Source organism: Streptomyces sp. NBC_00523 (assembly GCF_036346615.1).
GTDB lineage: Bacteria > Actinomycetota > Actinomycetes > Streptomycetales > Streptomycetaceae > Streptomyces.
In genome coordinates this window covers 6,076,912-6,090,731 of the sequence record NZ_CP107836.1, presented here as the reverse complement: position 1 = coordinate 6,090,731, position 13,820 = coordinate 6,076,912, and the positions used below count along the sequence as shown (strand labels likewise).

16 protein-coding genes and 2 pseudogenes are annotated in these 13,820 nt (G+C 68.7%); 8 read left to right on the top strand and 10 right to left on the bottom strand.

What is annotated here, in order from left to right; translation table 11 throughout:
• Positions 1 to 122 precede the first annotated feature (122 nt).
• Positions 123 to 1,580 carry a catalase gene (locus tag OHS17_RS27640; protein WP_330314317.1) on the top strand — a complete coding sequence of 486 codons (1,458 nt, stop codon included), beginning with the start codon at positions 123 to 125 and terminating at the stop codon, positions 1,578 to 1,580.
• Between the two features lie 293 nt (positions 1,581 to 1,873).
• Here OHS17_RS27640 and OHS17_RS27635 read toward each other — a convergent pair whose 3' ends face one another.
• A complete protein-coding gene (locus OHS17_RS27635; protein WP_330314316.1) occupies positions 1,874 to 2,362 on the bottom strand; it encodes a hypothetical protein in 489 nt (162 codons plus the stop codon).
• A gap of 204 nt (positions 2,363 to 2,566) precedes the next feature.
• Here OHS17_RS27635 and OHS17_RS27630 point away from each other — a divergent pair, with 204 nt between their 5' ends.
• A complete protein-coding gene (locus OHS17_RS27630) occupies positions 2,567 to 3,043 on the top strand; it encodes an RICIN domain-containing protein (protein ID WP_330314315.1) in 477 nt (158 codons plus the stop codon).
• Here the strand turns inward: OHS17_RS27630 and OHS17_RS27625 are convergent.
• Positions 3,030 to 3,749, bottom strand: coding sequence for a hypothetical protein (locus tag OHS17_RS27625; RefSeq protein WP_330314314.1), 720 nt, complete (start codon positions 3,747 to 3,749; stop codon positions 3,030 to 3,032). The two genes, OHS17_RS27630 and OHS17_RS27625, sit on opposite strands and share 14 nt — an antisense overlap.
• Positions 3,750 to 3,979: 230 nt before the next feature.
• Here OHS17_RS27625 and OHS17_RS27620 point away from each other — a divergent pair, with 230 nt between their 5' ends.
• Positions 3,980 to 4,204, top strand: a complete 225-nt coding sequence (locus tag OHS17_RS27620) for a cold-shock protein (RefSeq protein WP_330315378.1) — start codon at positions 3,980 to 3,982, stop codon at positions 4,202 to 4,204.
• An 11-nt stretch (positions 4,205 to 4,215) separates the two neighbouring features.
• Here OHS17_RS27620 and OHS17_RS27615 read toward each other — a convergent pair whose 3' ends face one another.
• From OHS17_RS27615 to OHS17_RS27595, 5 genes and pseudogenes are all read right to left on the bottom strand, one after another.
• Positions 4,216 to 4,923, bottom strand: a complete 708-nt coding sequence (locus OHS17_RS27615) for a hypothetical protein (protein WP_330314313.1) — start codon at positions 4,921 to 4,923, stop codon at positions 4,216 to 4,218.
• A 71-nt stretch (positions 4,924 to 4,994) separates the two neighbouring features.
• Positions 4,995 to 5,468 (bottom strand): ATP-binding protein, encoded by a 474-nt coding sequence (locus OHS17_RS27610; RefSeq protein ID WP_330314312.1) that lies wholly within the window; start codon positions 5,466 to 5,468, stop codon positions 4,995 to 4,997.
• 220 nt (positions 5,469 to 5,688) lie between these two features.
• Positions 5,689 to 5,814 (bottom strand): annotated as a pseudogene (locus tag OHS17_RS27605) (thiamine pyrophosphate-dependent enzyme); the annotation flags it as partial.
• A 14-nt stretch (positions 5,815 to 5,828) separates the two neighbouring features.
• Entirely contained in the window at positions 5,829 to 6,122 is a 294-nt protein-coding gene (locus tag OHS17_RS27600; protein ID WP_330314311.1) for a DUF1330 domain-containing protein, read from the bottom strand.
• 35 nt (positions 6,123 to 6,157) lie between these two features.
• Positions 6,158 to 6,724 (bottom strand): carboxymuconolactone decarboxylase family protein, encoded by a 567-nt coding sequence (locus OHS17_RS27595; RefSeq protein ID WP_330314310.1) that lies wholly within the window; start codon positions 6,722 to 6,724, stop codon positions 6,158 to 6,160.
• A gap of 67 nt (positions 6,725 to 6,791) precedes the next feature.
• Here OHS17_RS27595 and OHS17_RS27590 point away from each other — a divergent pair, with 67 nt between their 5' ends.
• The 4 genes from OHS17_RS27590 (at position 6,792) to OHS17_RS27575 (ending at position 9,369) form a co-directional block, all read left to right on the top strand.
• On the top strand, positions 6,792 to 7,148 hold the full coding sequence (locus OHS17_RS27590; RefSeq protein ID WP_330314309.1) for a winged helix-turn-helix transcriptional regulator: 357 nt from the start codon (positions 6,792 to 6,794) through the stop codon (positions 7,146 to 7,148).
• 46 nt (positions 7,149 to 7,194) lie between these two features.
• Complete coding sequence (locus OHS17_RS27585; RefSeq protein WP_330315377.1) at positions 7,195 to 7,455, top strand: cold-shock protein; 261 nt, start codon at positions 7,195 to 7,197, stop codon at positions 7,453 to 7,455.
• A gap of 391 nt (positions 7,456 to 7,846) precedes the next feature.
• On the top strand, positions 7,847 to 8,593 hold the full coding sequence (locus OHS17_RS27580; RefSeq protein WP_330315376.1) for an NAD-dependent epimerase/dehydratase family protein: 747 nt from the start codon (positions 7,847 to 7,849) through the stop codon (positions 8,591 to 8,593).
• 119 nt (positions 8,594 to 8,712) lie between these two features.
• Positions 8,713 to 9,369, top strand: a complete 657-nt coding sequence (locus tag OHS17_RS27575; RefSeq protein WP_330314308.1) for a DUF6518 family protein — start codon at positions 8,713 to 8,715, stop codon at positions 9,367 to 9,369.
• On the opposite strand, the pseudogene OHS17_RS27570 reads toward OHS17_RS27575, so the two are convergent.
• The 3 genes and pseudogenes from OHS17_RS27570 to gcl form a co-directional block, all read right to left on the bottom strand.
• Positions 9,366 to 10,277, bottom strand: a pseudogene (locus tag OHS17_RS27570) (IS5 family transposase). The gene OHS17_RS27575 and the pseudogene OHS17_RS27570 sit on opposite strands and share 4 nt — an antisense overlap.
• Positions 10,278 to 10,298: 21 nt before the next feature.
• Positions 10,299 to 10,628 carry a hypothetical protein gene (locus tag OHS17_RS27565; RefSeq protein ID WP_129858186.1) on the bottom strand — a complete coding sequence of 110 codons (330 nt, stop codon included), beginning with the start codon at positions 10,626 to 10,628 and terminating at the stop codon, positions 10,299 to 10,301.
• Between the two features lie 305 nt (positions 10,629 to 10,933).
• Entirely contained in the window at positions 10,934 to 12,709 is a 1,776-nt protein-coding gene (gene gcl, locus OHS17_RS27560) for a glyoxylate carboligase (RefSeq protein WP_330314306.1), read from the bottom strand.
• A gap of 270 nt (positions 12,710 to 12,979) precedes the next feature.
• On the opposite strand from gcl, the gene OHS17_RS27555 reads away from it, so the two are divergent.
• The gene (locus OHS17_RS27555) at positions 12,980 to 13,678 is read left to right on the top strand and encodes a hypothetical protein (protein WP_330314305.1); all 699 of its coding nucleotides are present in this window, start codon (positions 12,980 to 12,982) and stop codon (positions 13,676 to 13,678) included.
• Positions 13,679 to 13,820 lie beyond the last annotated feature (142 nt).

The window sequence follows — 13,820 nt, the reverse complement described above, 5'->3', positions numbered from 1 at the left end:
AATTTCAACAAACTGTTGACGCCGCAACCGGGGTCTCTTTACGCTCCGGACACGCCCCCAGGAATCTGCCCCCTGGCCGTCGCAGTTCAGCAGCTCCCCGTACGGAAGGTCGCCCCGACACCATGACGCAGCGTGTGCTTACGACCGAGTCCGGCGCCCCGGTCGCCGACAACCAGAACTCCGCCACCGCGGGTGCCGGAGGCCCGATCCTCCTCCAGGACGGCCACCTCCTGGAGAAGCTCGCCCGCTTCAACCGGGAGCGCATCCCGGAGCGCGTGGTGCACGCCCGGGGCTCCGGCGCGTACGGCTACTTCGAGGTGACCGACGATGTCACCGCCTTCACCCGCGCCGACTTCCTCTCCGAGGTGGGCCGCCGCACCGAGACGTTCCTCCGCTTCTCCACCGTCGCCGACTCGCTGGGCGGCGCGGACGCGGTGCGCGACCCGCGCGGTTTCGCGCTCAAGTTCTATACGAACGACGGCAATTACGACCTCGTCGGCAACAACACCCCGGTGTTCTTCATCAAGGACCCGATCAAGTTCCCCGACTTCATCCACTCGCAGAAGCGCGATCCGTTCACGGGCCGTCAGGAGCCGGACAACGTCTGGGACTTCTGGGGCAACTCCCCCGAGGCCACGCACCAGGTGACCTGGCTGATGGGCGACCGGGGCATCCCCGCCTCGTACCGTCACATGAACGGTTTCGGCTCGCACACCTACCAGTGGACCAACGCCGCGGGCGACGCGTACTTCGTGAAGTACCACTTCAAGACCAACCAGGGTGTGCGCTCCCTCTCCGCCGACCAGGCCGCCGAGCTCGTCGGCAAGGACGGCAACTCGCACCAGACGGACCTGCTCCAGGCCATCGAGCGCGGCATGAACCCGTCCTGGACGCTGTACGTGCAGCTCATGCCGGCCGCCGAGGCCGCGGACTACCGCTTCAACCCCTTCGACGTCACCAAGGTGTGGCCGCACGCGGACTACCCGCTCCAGCGGGTGGGCCGGCTGGTGCTGGACCGCAACCCGGACAACGTCTTCGCCGAGGTCGAGCAGGCCGCTTTCTCGCCGAACAACTTCGTGCCCGGCATCGGCCCGTCCCCGGACAAGATGCTCCAGGGCCGCCTGTTCGCCTACGCGGACGCGCAGCGCTACCGCTTGGGCATCAACCACACCCAGCTCCCGGTGAACGCGCCGCGCGCCGCCACCGCGGACAACTACGGCCGCGACGGCCTCCACGCCACGCGGTACGGCTCGCGCCACGACAAGAACTACGAGCCCAACTCGTACGCGGGCCCCGCCCAGACGGACACGGCGCTCTCCGCCCCGCTCCCCGTCCAGGGCTGGACCGGCACCCACGAGGCGCCCCTCCACACCAAGGACGACGACTTCTTCCAGGCCGGCGAGCTGTACCGCCTGATGTCGGCCGACGAGAAGGACCGCCTGATCGCGAACATCGCGGGCGGCCTGTCCCAGGTCTCCCGGGACGACGTCATCGAGAAGAACCTCGCCCACTTCCACGCCGCCGACCCCGAGTACGGCAAGCGCGTGGAGGAGGCGGTCCGCGCCCTCCGCGAGGACTGACCTCACCCCCCGAACCCTGCCCGCGCCGACGCGTCCACCCGGATGAGGGGTTGTGCGCGACGCGGGCAGGACGAGGCCGCGGCGTTGGCGCGATGCCAGTGCGGTGGTACGCGGGAGGGCGGCCCGGTCACCAGACCTGAAGGCCCGTGCAGCCCCCCTTCGCGCCTCCGCCGCGGCCCCTGTTCCCCCTGAACGAGGGCGCGGAGTACGGATACGGTCCCGTACTCCGCGCCCTTTTCGCGCGCTGCCGGTGAGGCGGAAACCGACGTGGCGGTGAGCCGAGGTGCGTCACCTCAGAAGACCGGCGGCTTCACCGTGAAGTTCTCGCCGCCGTACAGGGATTCGTAACGGACTTCTATCACCAGTCGGCGAGTGACGAGATCCCAGAACCAACCGTGCTGGTCGTCGCTGAACTCGTCCAGAGAGAAGAGGAAGGTGGACTGTCCGGCCAACACCACGGCACCGGGACGCAGGGAGTGAGCCTTGGGACTCGTCGGCAACAGCTCCCGGATGCGTTGCTGCGTGTGGTAATCCCACTGCCCGATGACCTGCCCGTCCAAGCGTACGACCGAGCCCGTCACGATGGCCGGCCCGAGCCCGGCATTGGTAAGGCGGAGCCCCGCTTCCGTACCTTCGTACGCCTTCACGCGATGCATGTGAAGCATCGGCCGCACCGACTGTCGACCGTGCCGCCTGCTGTCCCGGGCCTGCGTGTAGCTGACCCAGAGAGAGCCGAGTGCCACGACTACCGCCGCAATGGCGGTGACCGTGTCTGCATCCATGCGGATACCCCCGTGCGAAGCCGCGGACAGTGCTCAGGTCCTCCCCAACCGGGATCCGTTCCACTCCTCCACCGACGAGGGAGAGGAAGGCTTCGTCAGCCATCAGCGGGAATTCCTCGTGTTTCAGGCGTGGGAGGCGTGGAGTTGAGGGGAGTTCGCGGATCCTGCTGAGGCACCTCTGACACCATCGCAAGGAGCCCCCCAGTGCGCCGCCCGACCCGTAGTGCCTTCGCCTCCCTCATCGCCGCAGCCGCCCTCGCCCTCCCTCTCCTCACCCCCGCACCCGCCTCGGCCGCCACCACGACCACCAGCCGCTTCGCGAACTACCGCTACGGTGACTGCCTGCGCGAGAACTCCGAAACCGGCCTCAAGGGCGACCGCTGCACCACCGGACGCGGGAGCCTCCTGTGGCAGTGGAACGGCAAGCTCAACACCATCACCACGCTCAAGAACAACTACTGGGGCCGCTGCCTCGACAGCAATGACAAGGGCGACGTCTACCCCCAGCGCTGCAACGGCGGCTCGTACCAGAAGTGGCGCACCGTCCAGCCCGCCGCCCGCAGCGCCGTCATGCTCCAGAGCGTCGGCACGGGCCGCTGCCTCTACCAACAGGACAACGGCTACTACCGCACCACCGCCTGCGACCGGAACGCCCAGAACCAGCGCTTCACCGTCGGCTGAACGAATCTCCCGGCGGATGCAGGTATGACGAGTACTGCTCCAGCTCGTCCAACTGCGCGACGTAGCGTGGTCCGATCCGCGTGCGCCCGTGGCCGAGCACCCACGGCAGCAGCTCCGGGGTGGCGTCGTATTCGTCATGGAAGCCCAGCTTCAGCTCGGACAGCTGGTCCTCGAAGCACCAAAGATCGACAAGCTCTTCCAGATGTCTGGTCGCGCTCGGGGTGCGGGCGTGTCCCCACACCTCCAGCCACGGGTTCAGAGCACCCGTGACAACCGTAACGATGTTCAGGACGTCGTACGCCGCCGTCGGGGCCGGGTACCGGTCGAGCGTCGCCGCCCACCAGGACGCCCACAGCTCCCGCAGCGCGGCCGTCTCCGCCGGCGGCCACCCCGTCCAGTTCGCCTCGACAAACCGCGTCCCGATCAGCCCGGCGTCGAGGTGCGTCTCACCCCTCACCAGTAGCCGCGCGATCCTGGGCACCATCCGACGCAGCAATTCCTCGGGCTTGTCCCAGTGCGAGAGCACTTCGCTCAGCGGGGTCGTCACAAGATCGTCGGGCACCGCCTCCGGCGGCCCCGCCAGCGCGGCAATGTCGGCCTCGCCATAGCAGTACAGACACCCGTCGAGGGCGAAGTCCTGCTCCGGTACGAACACTTCGTCCAGCACATCCAACGCCCACCGCAACCGCTTTTGCGGATCAGCCATGACAGTCTCCTGCCGGTACTCCACCGCCCAGCGGCGAAGAGCGCGACGTTACGCCATGGCCTTCGTCAAGGAAAACGGATTCCTGCTGCTCATCAGCCTGAACGCCTGAAGAGGAAATGGGACACGCGGCGCCATGAGGTTTGGAATGATCACCGAGAGGCCGCTCCTGCGGCTACGAGCGAAGGGAACGGCACATGGGTCGTCGCGGAAGGCTCCGCAAGGAGACGGCGATCGTGACCGCGACGGTGCGCGAGTGGTACGACGAGGAGGGCTGGGGCGTCCTCGACTCACCCGAGACCCCCGGAGGGTGCTTCGGCCACTACGCCGACATCCAGGCACCCGGCTTCCGCACGCTGTCACCAGGCCAGAAGGTCGACCTCACCTGGGAAGCCCCCGGCTTCAAGCAGGACGGCTACGACTACCGCGCGGTGAACATCACCCCCAAGCCCGCCTGACGCCACCGCTACTACGGTCGCTCCTCCGCCGGGCCTACCGCCACGGCAGCCCGGAACAACGCATCTGACAGAAGCAGCGCGTCGTCGACATCCAGGTAGTCGAAGCGGATGCGATTGCCGCCGTGCCCGCCGCGACAATGCCCGCAAGTGGGCACCGATTCCAGGAGCAGCACCGGCCCGGTCGCGGAGATCACTCGCTCCAGTTTCTGGGCGAACCGCTCATGGTCGTGCCAGTCCCCGAGATCGATTGCGCACAAGGCCGACTCGTCACCGCCGAGACCCCGGTAGAGCAGCGCAGCCGCGTCCGTATCGAACAGGCCGATGTCAATGAGGGACAGACTCCCCACGGTCTGGATGTCCACATGCCGCTCGACGCCGAGGCGGGCGAACGCGCGATGCAGATGCAATGCCGCGTTCTGCGCCTCGGCAAATCCTGTCTCCAACAGCCGTCCGATTGCTCGGACTTCCGGCTTCGAAGGCAGGGTGAGAATCAGCTCATGGCCAGGGCTTGACGCGGGTGCGAGGTGTTCCACGTCTGCGGTGATGCCCTCGGCAAGCAGGTGGGCCCGCACGTCTCCGTGCGTCCAGGGGTGAGCGACCGAGGCAGCCAATCGCAGGCGACAACCACCCGGCACAGGGCCTTCCTCCACCTCGAAGTCGAGACCGGCGTACTCCAGGACAAGCCTCAGGGCGCGGGCCGTGGCCATCGGGGTCGTCATTGGAATGTCCTCTAGATAGGTCGAACACCTGCTGGTGATCAGGGTGTTGGTGTGTATGCCGTTTGACGCGGTCACCGCTCGTTGATGCCGACGAGAACGCGACCGACCAGGTTCGTCTCGGCTCGTACGTTTCCGAATGCCGGCAGGTCACCGTCCGGGGGCTGGCCCGGAGGCGACACGAAAGCATCGAGGTCCTTGTGGGGACCCGTGGCATCGAACGCAATCTCGGCCCACACCACTTTTCCCGGCGCGGGACGAGCCGGGTAGTACCCCCAGGCTCTGCTCATCGCCGCCACGATGAAGATCCCTCGCCCGCCGAGCGCATCGACGCCGACCTCCTTCAGAACGGGCGGCCTCGGATCGCGGTCCCACACGGACAGCCTGACGGCACCGGAGACGACCTCCAGCGACAGTTCGAAGGTCTGCACGCCGCCGGACGACGAGGGCGGAGACGTCGACGCCTCACCGTCCTCCGAGTGCCGCACGGCGTTGGTCGCGAGCTCGGAAGCCAGGAGCTTTGCCGTCTCGACCGCGTCGGAGGCCACTCCCCCAGCCCACGAGAACATCGGCAGTGTGCAGCCGCGCCAGAGCCACGCCATTGGGCGTATCCGCCAACGCGAGCCGACTCCTCCGGGGCTGTTGGTGGGGCATGGCGAGCCTCCTGCTTCAGAGTTGGAACAAGTAGTCACCAGTTACTCGCAATGAGTGACCGGCATCTAGATAACTCCGTTCTCCCGAAGGCTGGTTAGGGCGCTCAAGCACTCTGTCGAAGTTGCGCTGCGCCTGGCGGATCAGGCCGAGGTACGAGTTGTTGACCAGCACGTGCACGTACGGGATGCGGTGCTGGGCGCCCACCGCCAATTCCTCCGGCATGAACCGGAAGCTGCGGTCACGCAGGCTCTCGGTCAGTCAACGCCTTCAACGATCCGGAAGTCGCGCTCGACGCCGTCGGCGAGGGCGGCCAGCGCTTCCTGGTAGGCCGGGCTCTCGCGCGCCGCGACGGCCTGGTCGAAGGTGTCGAACTCGACCAGGACGGTGCGTTCGGCGATTCCCGCCTCGTATGCCTCGACGCGAGTGCCGCGGGAGAGGACGCGGCCGCCCCCGGCTTTGACGGCCGGAGGAGCCAGCTTGTTGTAGGCGGCCAGCTTCTCGGGGTCCGCAATGGCGCGGTAGACGCTGACCCAGTAGCCCTTGGGCATGGAATCTCCTGTGTGTGGTGGTGAGTGTGTCCGGCTTACGGGGTGGCCTCGGGGAAACGGGCGCCCCAGGGCTCCTCCTCCAGGAGAAGCGCGTTGGCCAGAAGGCTGATGGTCCGGTACCAGCCGACCAGTACGAGCAGTTCGAGTACGTGAGTCTCGTCGTAGTACGCGCGCAAGGCGTCCCAGGCGGGTTGCGTGAGCTGCGCCGTGTCGTTGAGTTCGTCAACCGCGTGGAGCAGCGCCGTGTGGCGTGGCGACCATGGGGCGCTGGCCACCGCATCCGGCTGGGCAGTTGCCCGGAGCAGTTCGGGGGCCAGTCCGGCCTGCGGCGCCAGGGTCGCGGCGTGGACGCCCCATTCGTAGGCACAGGCCGACCGCGCGGTCACGCGGGCGATGACAATCTCCCGGTCCATGGCGGGCAGGAGTCCATGGCCCAGCAGCCCGGCGCCGAGGGCGAACATGCGTGAGGCCAGCTCCGGGTTGCGGTGCAGGACGCGGAACAGGGCGAGCGGCTCGTGCGGCACACCCGGCGGCATCCAGCGGCGGAGCGCCCGGTCGACATCGGCGGTGTAGGGCGGGGTGAGCGGTTCGATGCGGGGCATGTCGGCACCTCATGCTTCGATTTTCGAACCACTATATGCTTCGAGAACCGAAGCGCAAGGAGTGAGCATGGAAGCCGGAGTGCCACGTCCGGGTCAGCCGGTACGGGGGTCCGCATCGGGACGCCCGGTGATGGCCGCACTTGACCTTCTCGGACGGCGGTGGACGATGCGGATCCTGTGGGAACTGAGCCAAGCCCCGGCCGGATTCCGGGAGTTGCAGCGCCGGTGCGAGCGTATGTCCTCCAGCGTGCTCAGCACCCGGATCGAGGAGCTGTCCGCCGCCCGCCTGCTCGTCCTGGACGGCGACGGCTACCGCCTCACCCCGCTCGGCCGTGATCTTGTCGAGGCGCTGAGCCCGCTGGGCGCCTGGAGTCGGCGCTGGGCCGAGGAAATGGGGCCCGCGACGCCAGGAGAGCTGGAATGATCACCACGTGGCCGACACCTGCGGCCACGAGCGAAGGGAGCGGCACATGGGCCGTCGCGAACATCCTCGCAAGAACACGGCAGTCGTGACCGCGACTGTGCGCGAGTGGAGCGACGAAGAGGGGTGGGGCGTCCTCGACTCACCCGAAACTCCCGGCGGGTGCTTCGGCCACTACTCCGACATCCAGGCGCCAGGCTTCCGCACCCTGTCACCAGGGCAGAAGGTCGATCTCACGTGGGAAGCACCCGGCTTCAAGCAGGACGGGTACGACTATCGCGCACTCAGCATCACCCCAAAGCACGTCTGACACCAAGGACCGCAGGTGGGTTGCGGTTGAGCAAGAGGCAGCGAGGCCGAGGAAGGCTTCGCCGGTCAGCAGCGCGTTTCCCCCCAGGCATAGGGGTCGGCTTTCGTGAATCCTGTCGAGGTACCTCCCAAAACCACCGAGAGGACTCGGCCGCCAACAGCTGGACCAGGCCGCTCCGGCTCCTCTCGTCCACCGCGGCCCTCAGCGTGGCGTCGGAACCGGCGCCAGTGCAGCAGGAACAACGTGAGCGGAGTGAGGCATTGCCATGCCACTATCGACGGGTGGCGCGCCAGGTGCCACAAGCCGCGCGACGGACGTCGAAGCCGGGGGAAGTGCGTTGATTCTGGGCACAGTTGCGGTGACAGGGGCAGCGGGGAATATCGGCTCCTTGGTGCGTGAGGCGCTACGACCCGAGGTGAAACGTCTCGTCCTGCTCGACCGCGTGCCGCTCCGCCCGGAGGCCGAGAACGAAGTCGTGCACACGGTGGACCTGCGGGACGCCGCCGCCGTGGAATCGGCCCTCACCGGAGCCGACCGCGCGATCCACCTGGGCGGCATCCCCGACGAGGCGCCTCTTCCTGATCTGCTCGAAGCCAACGTGCTGGGCACGCACCACGTCCTGGAGGCGGCACGGCGTACGGGCATGGAGCGGGTGGTGCTGGCGAGCAGCAACCGCGTGGGCGGGTTCTACGCCACCGGTCATCTCACCGAACCGCAGGAACCGGCACGGCCTGACGGCCTCTACGGCGTGAGCAAGGTGGCCGTCGAGGCCCTCGGACAGTTGTACGCCGACAAATTCGGCCTGTCGGTGATCTGCCTGCGCATCGGCAGTTTCGAGCCTGCACCGACCGAACCCCGCCACCTGGCCACCTGGCTCAGCCCGCGTGACACCATCGGCTACATCCGAGCCGCCCTGACCGCGCCGCCCTCCACGCGCTTCGTCACGGCTTACGCCGTCTCCGGCAATACCCGCCGCTTCTGGACACTTCCCGACACGTCCGAGCTGGCCTACGTCCCCGTCGACAACGCCGAAGCCCAGGCCGCGGACATCCCCGGAGACCTTGCACCCGATCCGACCGCAGTCCAGGCCGGCCCCTACGCCGACCCCGAGTTCACGCTCAAGCACCTCCGCCCCTGACCTGGGTCGGAGGGACGTCACCGGCACACCGAGGCGGTCCGACAGCGGCCGCCGCCCCAACCGACCAGGGCCCACCCCTCTATACACCGCATGTATAACCGGAATGTATAGTCACCGTCATGACCTCCCCGCCCTCCACGTCCGTGTCGACCTCGCCCCACACCCTCGGCCGCCCCGCCACCGTCACTCCCGTGCTGTGCGCCGCCACCGGTATCGCCCTCGGTGTCCTGACGAACCTGCTCCAGGGGTGGCTGCCCTGGCCCTGGAGCCAGTTGGCGAACTCCGGCGGGGTGTGGTCGGTACTCGCCTTCGCCACCGGCGCGGTCCTCGCGGCGCGCGTCGGCGACGTCCGCCGCATCGCCGCGGCCGGTGCGCTCGCGGAGATCGGCCTCGTCGTCGGCTACTACGGTTACGCGGAACTGGGCCGCGGAGGCATGGGGAGCCTCACCTTCCCCCTCGTCTGGCTGGTGATGGCCTGTGTCGCCGGCCCGCTCTTCGGCGCGGCCGGCGCCTGGTCGCGGCGCAGTCCCCGACTGTGGCGGCGCGTCGCGTCCCTGGGCGCGGTCGGCGGCCTCTTCGGAAGCGAGTCCCTGCACTCCTGGCTGACGCTCGGGTACGCCGACCAGGCCATCGCCTGTGCCGTAGCCGCCTGCGCGCTGCCCCTCGCCCTCGCCCGCACCTGGCGTGAGCGCGGCCTGGGCCTCGCCGTGACGGCTCTCGCTTCCCCGGTGGCCTACGCAGCCGTGTACGGGCTGCTGGATCAGATCTCCGGCTAGAGCCTGTCTGACAAATGATCACCGAGCGGGTTCGCGGAGCCAGAGGATCAGGCATGCCAGGACGACTCCGGCTCGGTAGCGGTCGGCGAGTTTGTCGAACCTGGTCGCGATCGAGCGGAACTGCTTGAGGCGGGCGAAGCATCGTTCGACTACGTTGCGGTCGCGGTAGATGGCCTTGTCGAATGCGGGTGGCCGGCCGCCGAGGGTCCCGCGCCGTCGGCGGTTGGCCGCCTGGTCGCGGCGCTCGGGGATCGTGGCGACGATGCTCCGACGCCGCAGTAGGTGGCGGATCGCCCTGCTGGAGTACGCCTTGTCGCCCAGCACGCGTTCGGGTGTTGTGCGCGGGCGCCCTTCTGCGGCGCGCGGGACGCGGATCCCGGCGAGGACCTGGCCGAAGGCGGTGGCGTCGTTGACGTTGCCGGGCGTGAGCACGATCGACAGAGGAAGGCCCCGGCCGTCGACGGCGAGGTGGACTTTGGTGGTCAGCCCTCCCCGGGAGCGGCCGAGGGCCTGGCGCGCCTGCGCGCGGCCCCGATCTTCCGGTTCGTCCCCGTCCGTGTCCCCTTTTTGCGGGCGCCGGCGGCGTGCTGGTGGGCCCGGTTGATGGTGGAGTCGATCGAGACGCTCCATTCCACTCGGCCCACCGCGTCGTCGCGGACCTGGACATGCTCCAGCAGCTTCGCCCAGGTCCCATCGGACTCCCAGCGGGCGAAACGCTCGTAGACGGTCTGCCACGGCCCGTACCGGTCGGGGAGGTCACGCCACGGGGCCCCGGTCCGCAGGCGCCATAGAACCCCGTTGACCACCTGACGGTGGTCACGCCACGGACGGCCACGCCCGTCCACCTGCGGCAACAGCGGTTCTATCCGCTCCCACGCCGCATCCGTCAGCTCACCTCGACCCGTCACAAGATCAATTATCGACCGACCTCAGTCGCCCATGAACCACAGGTAGCTGCCCGGCGTTGCCGCACACGCTTCCAGGAGCACACCCAGGTCGAGGAGGGCCGCCCGCTGCCCCTCGTCTGAGCAGTTGCGCACCAGGACAGCAACCTCCTGACGAGCGACTTCGGCCTCCTGCTCGTTGAACATGGTGTCCCCGTACGGGTCAACCCAGCCCAACTTGCCGGGCCCGTGGCGGTCGAGCGCACTCAGCGCACGCGCCAGCGCGTCGCCGTGTGCGTAGGACCCACGAAGCAACGTCGTCCGAGACGGACCCTTGCGAGGCCTCCCGGAGTGCAGTTCAAGCTCGATGCCCATCGACCCTCCAATGATCTCTGCCTCACAGCTTCGCAGAGATCATTTGTCAGACAGGCCCTAGCCCTTCCGGGCGGGGCGCGAGCCCTGACGGGCCCGGCGCCGATGAAGTGCTCGGTCTGTGCGCCGCGACGGCCTACGGCGATGGCAGGAGCGTCGGTCTTGGCAAGCACCGGCGCCCAGGAGATCGCAGGGCACCACTTCGATGAGGGTGTCGCCCCAGGGTTCAAGTCCTCTCAGGCACAGCGGAAAGAGCACCTACGGAGGTTCGTAGGTGCTCTTCGGGTACGGCCGCAGACTCTAAGGGATCACGCCTCCGCGAACGGCCTGATCGCCGTAGGTGCGTGGGTCGGGTCCGTCGCCACGTCCTCGAACTCGTTGACCGAGGCGATGTCCGTGCCGCTCATCGCGATGTTCGTGACGCGTTCCAGGATCGCTTCGACCACCACCGGGACGCGGTGTTCCGCGGCCAGCTTCTTGGCCTCCTCGAAGGCCGGGAGGAGGGCGTCCGGTTCGGTGACGCGGATGGCCTTGCAGCCCAGGCCCTCGACGACCTTGACGTGGTCGACGCCGTAGACGCCCAGCTCCGGGGAGTTGAGGTTCTCGAACTCCAGGTTGACCTGGAAGTCGATGTCGAAGTTGCGCTGGGCCTGGCGGATCAGGCCGAGGTACGAGTTGTTGACCAGCACGTGCACGTACGGGATGCGGTGCTGGGCGCCGACCGCGAGCTCCTCCAGCATGAACTGGAAGTCGTAGTCGCCGGAGAGCGCGACGACCGAGCCCTCCGGGTCGGCCGTGGCGACGCCCAGCGCGGCCGGGATCGTCCAGCCCAGCGGGCCCGCCTGGCCGCAGTTGATCCAGTGGCGCGGGCGGTACACGTGGAGCATCTGGGCGCCCGCGATCTGGGAGAGGCCGATCGTCGTGACGTAGCGGGTCTCCGGGCCGAACGCGCGGTTCATCTCCTCGTACACCCGCTGCGGCTTCAGCGGGACGTTGTCGAAGTGCGTACGGCGCTGCAGGGTCGCACGGCGCTCCTGGGTGGACGCCGCCCACGCCGAGCGGTCCGCGAGCTTCCCCGCCGCCTTCCGTTCGCGGGCGACCTCCACGAACAGTTCCAGCGCCGCCTTCGCGTCGGAGACGATGCCGAGGTCCGGGGCGAAGATCTTGCCGATCTGGGTTGGCGCGATGTCCACGTGGACGAAGGTGCGGCCCGCCGTGTAGACGTCCAGCTTGCCGGTGTGGCGGTTGGCCCAGCGGTTGCCGATGCCGAGGACGAAGTCGGACTCCAGGAAGTTCGCGTTGCCGTAGCGGTGCGAGGTCTGGAGGCCGACCATGCCGGCGTTCAGCTCGTGGTCGTCGGGCAGGATGCCCCAGCCCATCAGGGTCGGGACGACCGGCACGCCGGTCAACTCGGCGAACTCCACCAGGAGTTCGGAGGCGTCGGCGTTGATGATGCCGCCGCCCGCGACGAGCAGCGGGCGCTCCGAGGCGTCGAGCATGTCCAGGGCGCGCTCGATCTGCTTGCGGGTCGCGGCGGGCTTGTGCACCGGCAGCGGCTCGTACAGGTCGGGGTCGAACTCGATCTCGGTGAGCTGCACGTCGATCGGCAGGTCGATGAGGACCGGGCCGGGGCGGCCCGTGCGCATCAGGTGGAACGCCTGCTGGAAGACGCCCGGGACCTGCGCGGCCTCCAGGACGGTCGTCGCGGCCTTGGTGACCGGGGCGGCGATCGAGGCGATGTCGACGGCCTGGAAGTCCTCCTTGTGCAGGACGGCGGTCGGCGCCTGGCCGGTGATGCACAGGATCGGGATCGAGTCCGCGATCGCGGAGTACAGGCCGGTGATCATGTCGGTGCCGGCGGGCCCCGACGTACCGATGCAGACGCCGATGTTGCCCGGGCGGGCCCGGGTGTAGCCCTCCGCCATGTGGGAGGCGCCCTCGACGTGGCGGGCGAGCGTGTGGTGGACGCCGCCGGCCGCCTTGAGGGCCGCGTAGAAGGGGTTGATCGCGGCGCCGGGCACACCGAACGCGTTGCTGACGCCTTCGCGCTTGAGGATCTCGACTGCCGCGCGGGCAGCGGTCATACGAGGCATTGAGTGCTCCTGCTCGTCCCTGGGTGGAGTCGGGGATGGAGTCGGGCTCTGTCGCGCCACCTGAGAGCACCACATCACCGGTTCCGCATTGCGGAAAACTTCTTCTGTTATGTGGAAGCAAATCTAGGCCGCGCCCGGACCGCCGTCAAGGGAGGCGGGACGCGCGCGGAGAAGGGCGCCGAGTGGAGCGAATCCGCACCCGGCGGCGGGCTCTTGGGGGAGCATGGAGGGATTACGGAAGTGGTACGGAGGGAGCACGGGGTGGAGTCAGTGCCGGTACGGTGCCCGGCCTGTCGCCGCGACCACGCGTACGTGACCCCCGTCTACCCGTGCCCGTGCGGGGAGCCGACGGCCCCGCCGCTGCTGCGCGGCGCACCCGTCGTCCCGATCACCCATCGCACCTGGAACGACGACTGGGTGACCGTACGGTGCCGGGGCTGCGGGCGGCACGACCAGTGGCCGCAGCCCGAGCTGTGCTGCCCGTGCGGGGCGGTGCTGCGGGTGCCGGTGCGGCCGGTGGCGTCCGCCGGGGCGCTCCGGCCCGCACACATACCGCTGCCGCGCACGGCGGCGGCGCCCCGTCCGGCGTTCCGGCCGCTGACCATCCGTACCGCGCGGGACGCGGTCGCGGCGGCGGCGCTCTATCTGACCTGGCTGGGCTTCCAGGACGTGACGCACCCGGTGAACCGGCCGGCGTCCCGGATCGACCTGCGGGCGTCCGGGCTGATCGCCGAGGTCGACTCCACGACCCGGCCGACCGAGCTCCGGGACGTCGAGTGCCTGTGGCTCAACGCGCTCAACGGCTCGGTGCGCGGGGTGCTGTTCTCGCTCGCGGGCTATACGCCGGAGGCCCGGAAGCGGGCGGACACCCTACGCGTGCCGCTATTCGTCCTGGATCTCACCGGCACGCCGCAGCCGTTGAACGGCGCGGCCGACGAGCTCGTCAGCACCGGGGCCTGACCGCGCGCAACCCATCAGAATCGGACACCCGGGCCGGGCGACGTGTCGTGCCTCACAGAAATCGCCCGGCCACCCTGCGTGTGATCCGTCACGTTCTGGCCAACGGCCCCCGATGTGCGGTTCGTTGTCAGTGGCGGGCCCT

Coding starts and splice junctions, on each gene's coding strand:
- OHS17_RS27640 (WP_330314317.1), top strand. CDS start 123: ATGACGCAGCGTGTGCTTACGACCGAGTCCGGCGCCCCGGTCGCCGAC.
- OHS17_RS27635 (WP_330314316.1), bottom strand. CDS start 2,362: ATGGATGCAGACACGGTCACCGCCATTGCGGCGGTAGTCGTGGCACTC.
- OHS17_RS27625 (WP_330314314.1), bottom strand. CDS start 3,749: ATGGCTGATCCGCAAAAGCGGTTGCGGTGGGCGTTGGATGTGCTGGAC.
- OHS17_RS27615 (WP_330314313.1), bottom strand. CDS start 4,923: ATGACGACCCCGATGGCCACGGCCCGCGCCCTGAGGCTTGTCCTGGAG.
- OHS17_RS27600 (WP_330314311.1), bottom strand. CDS start 6,122: ATGCCCAAGGGCTACTGGGTCAGCGTCTACCGCGCCATTGCGGACCCC.
- OHS17_RS27595 (WP_330314310.1), bottom strand. CDS start 6,724: ATGCCCCGCATCGAACCGCTCACCCCGCCCTACACCGCCGATGTCGAC.
- OHS17_RS27590 (WP_330314309.1), top strand. CDS start 6,792: ATGGAAGCCGGAGTGCCACGTCCGGGTCAGCCGGTACGGGGGTCCGCA.
- OHS17_RS27585 (WP_330315377.1), top strand. CDS start 7,195: ATGGGCCGTCGCGAACATCCTCGCAAGAACACGGCAGTCGTGACCGCG.
- OHS17_RS27575 (WP_330314308.1), top strand. CDS start 8,713: ATGACCTCCCCGCCCTCCACGTCCGTGTCGACCTCGCCCCACACCCTC.
- OHS17_RS27565 (WP_129858186.1), bottom strand. CDS start 10,628: ATGGGCATCGAGCTTGAACTGCACTCCGGGAGGCCTCGCAAGGGTCCG.
- gcl (WP_330314306.1), bottom strand. CDS start 12,709: ATGACCGCTGCCCGCGCGGCAGTCGAGATCCTCAAGCGCGAAGGCGTC.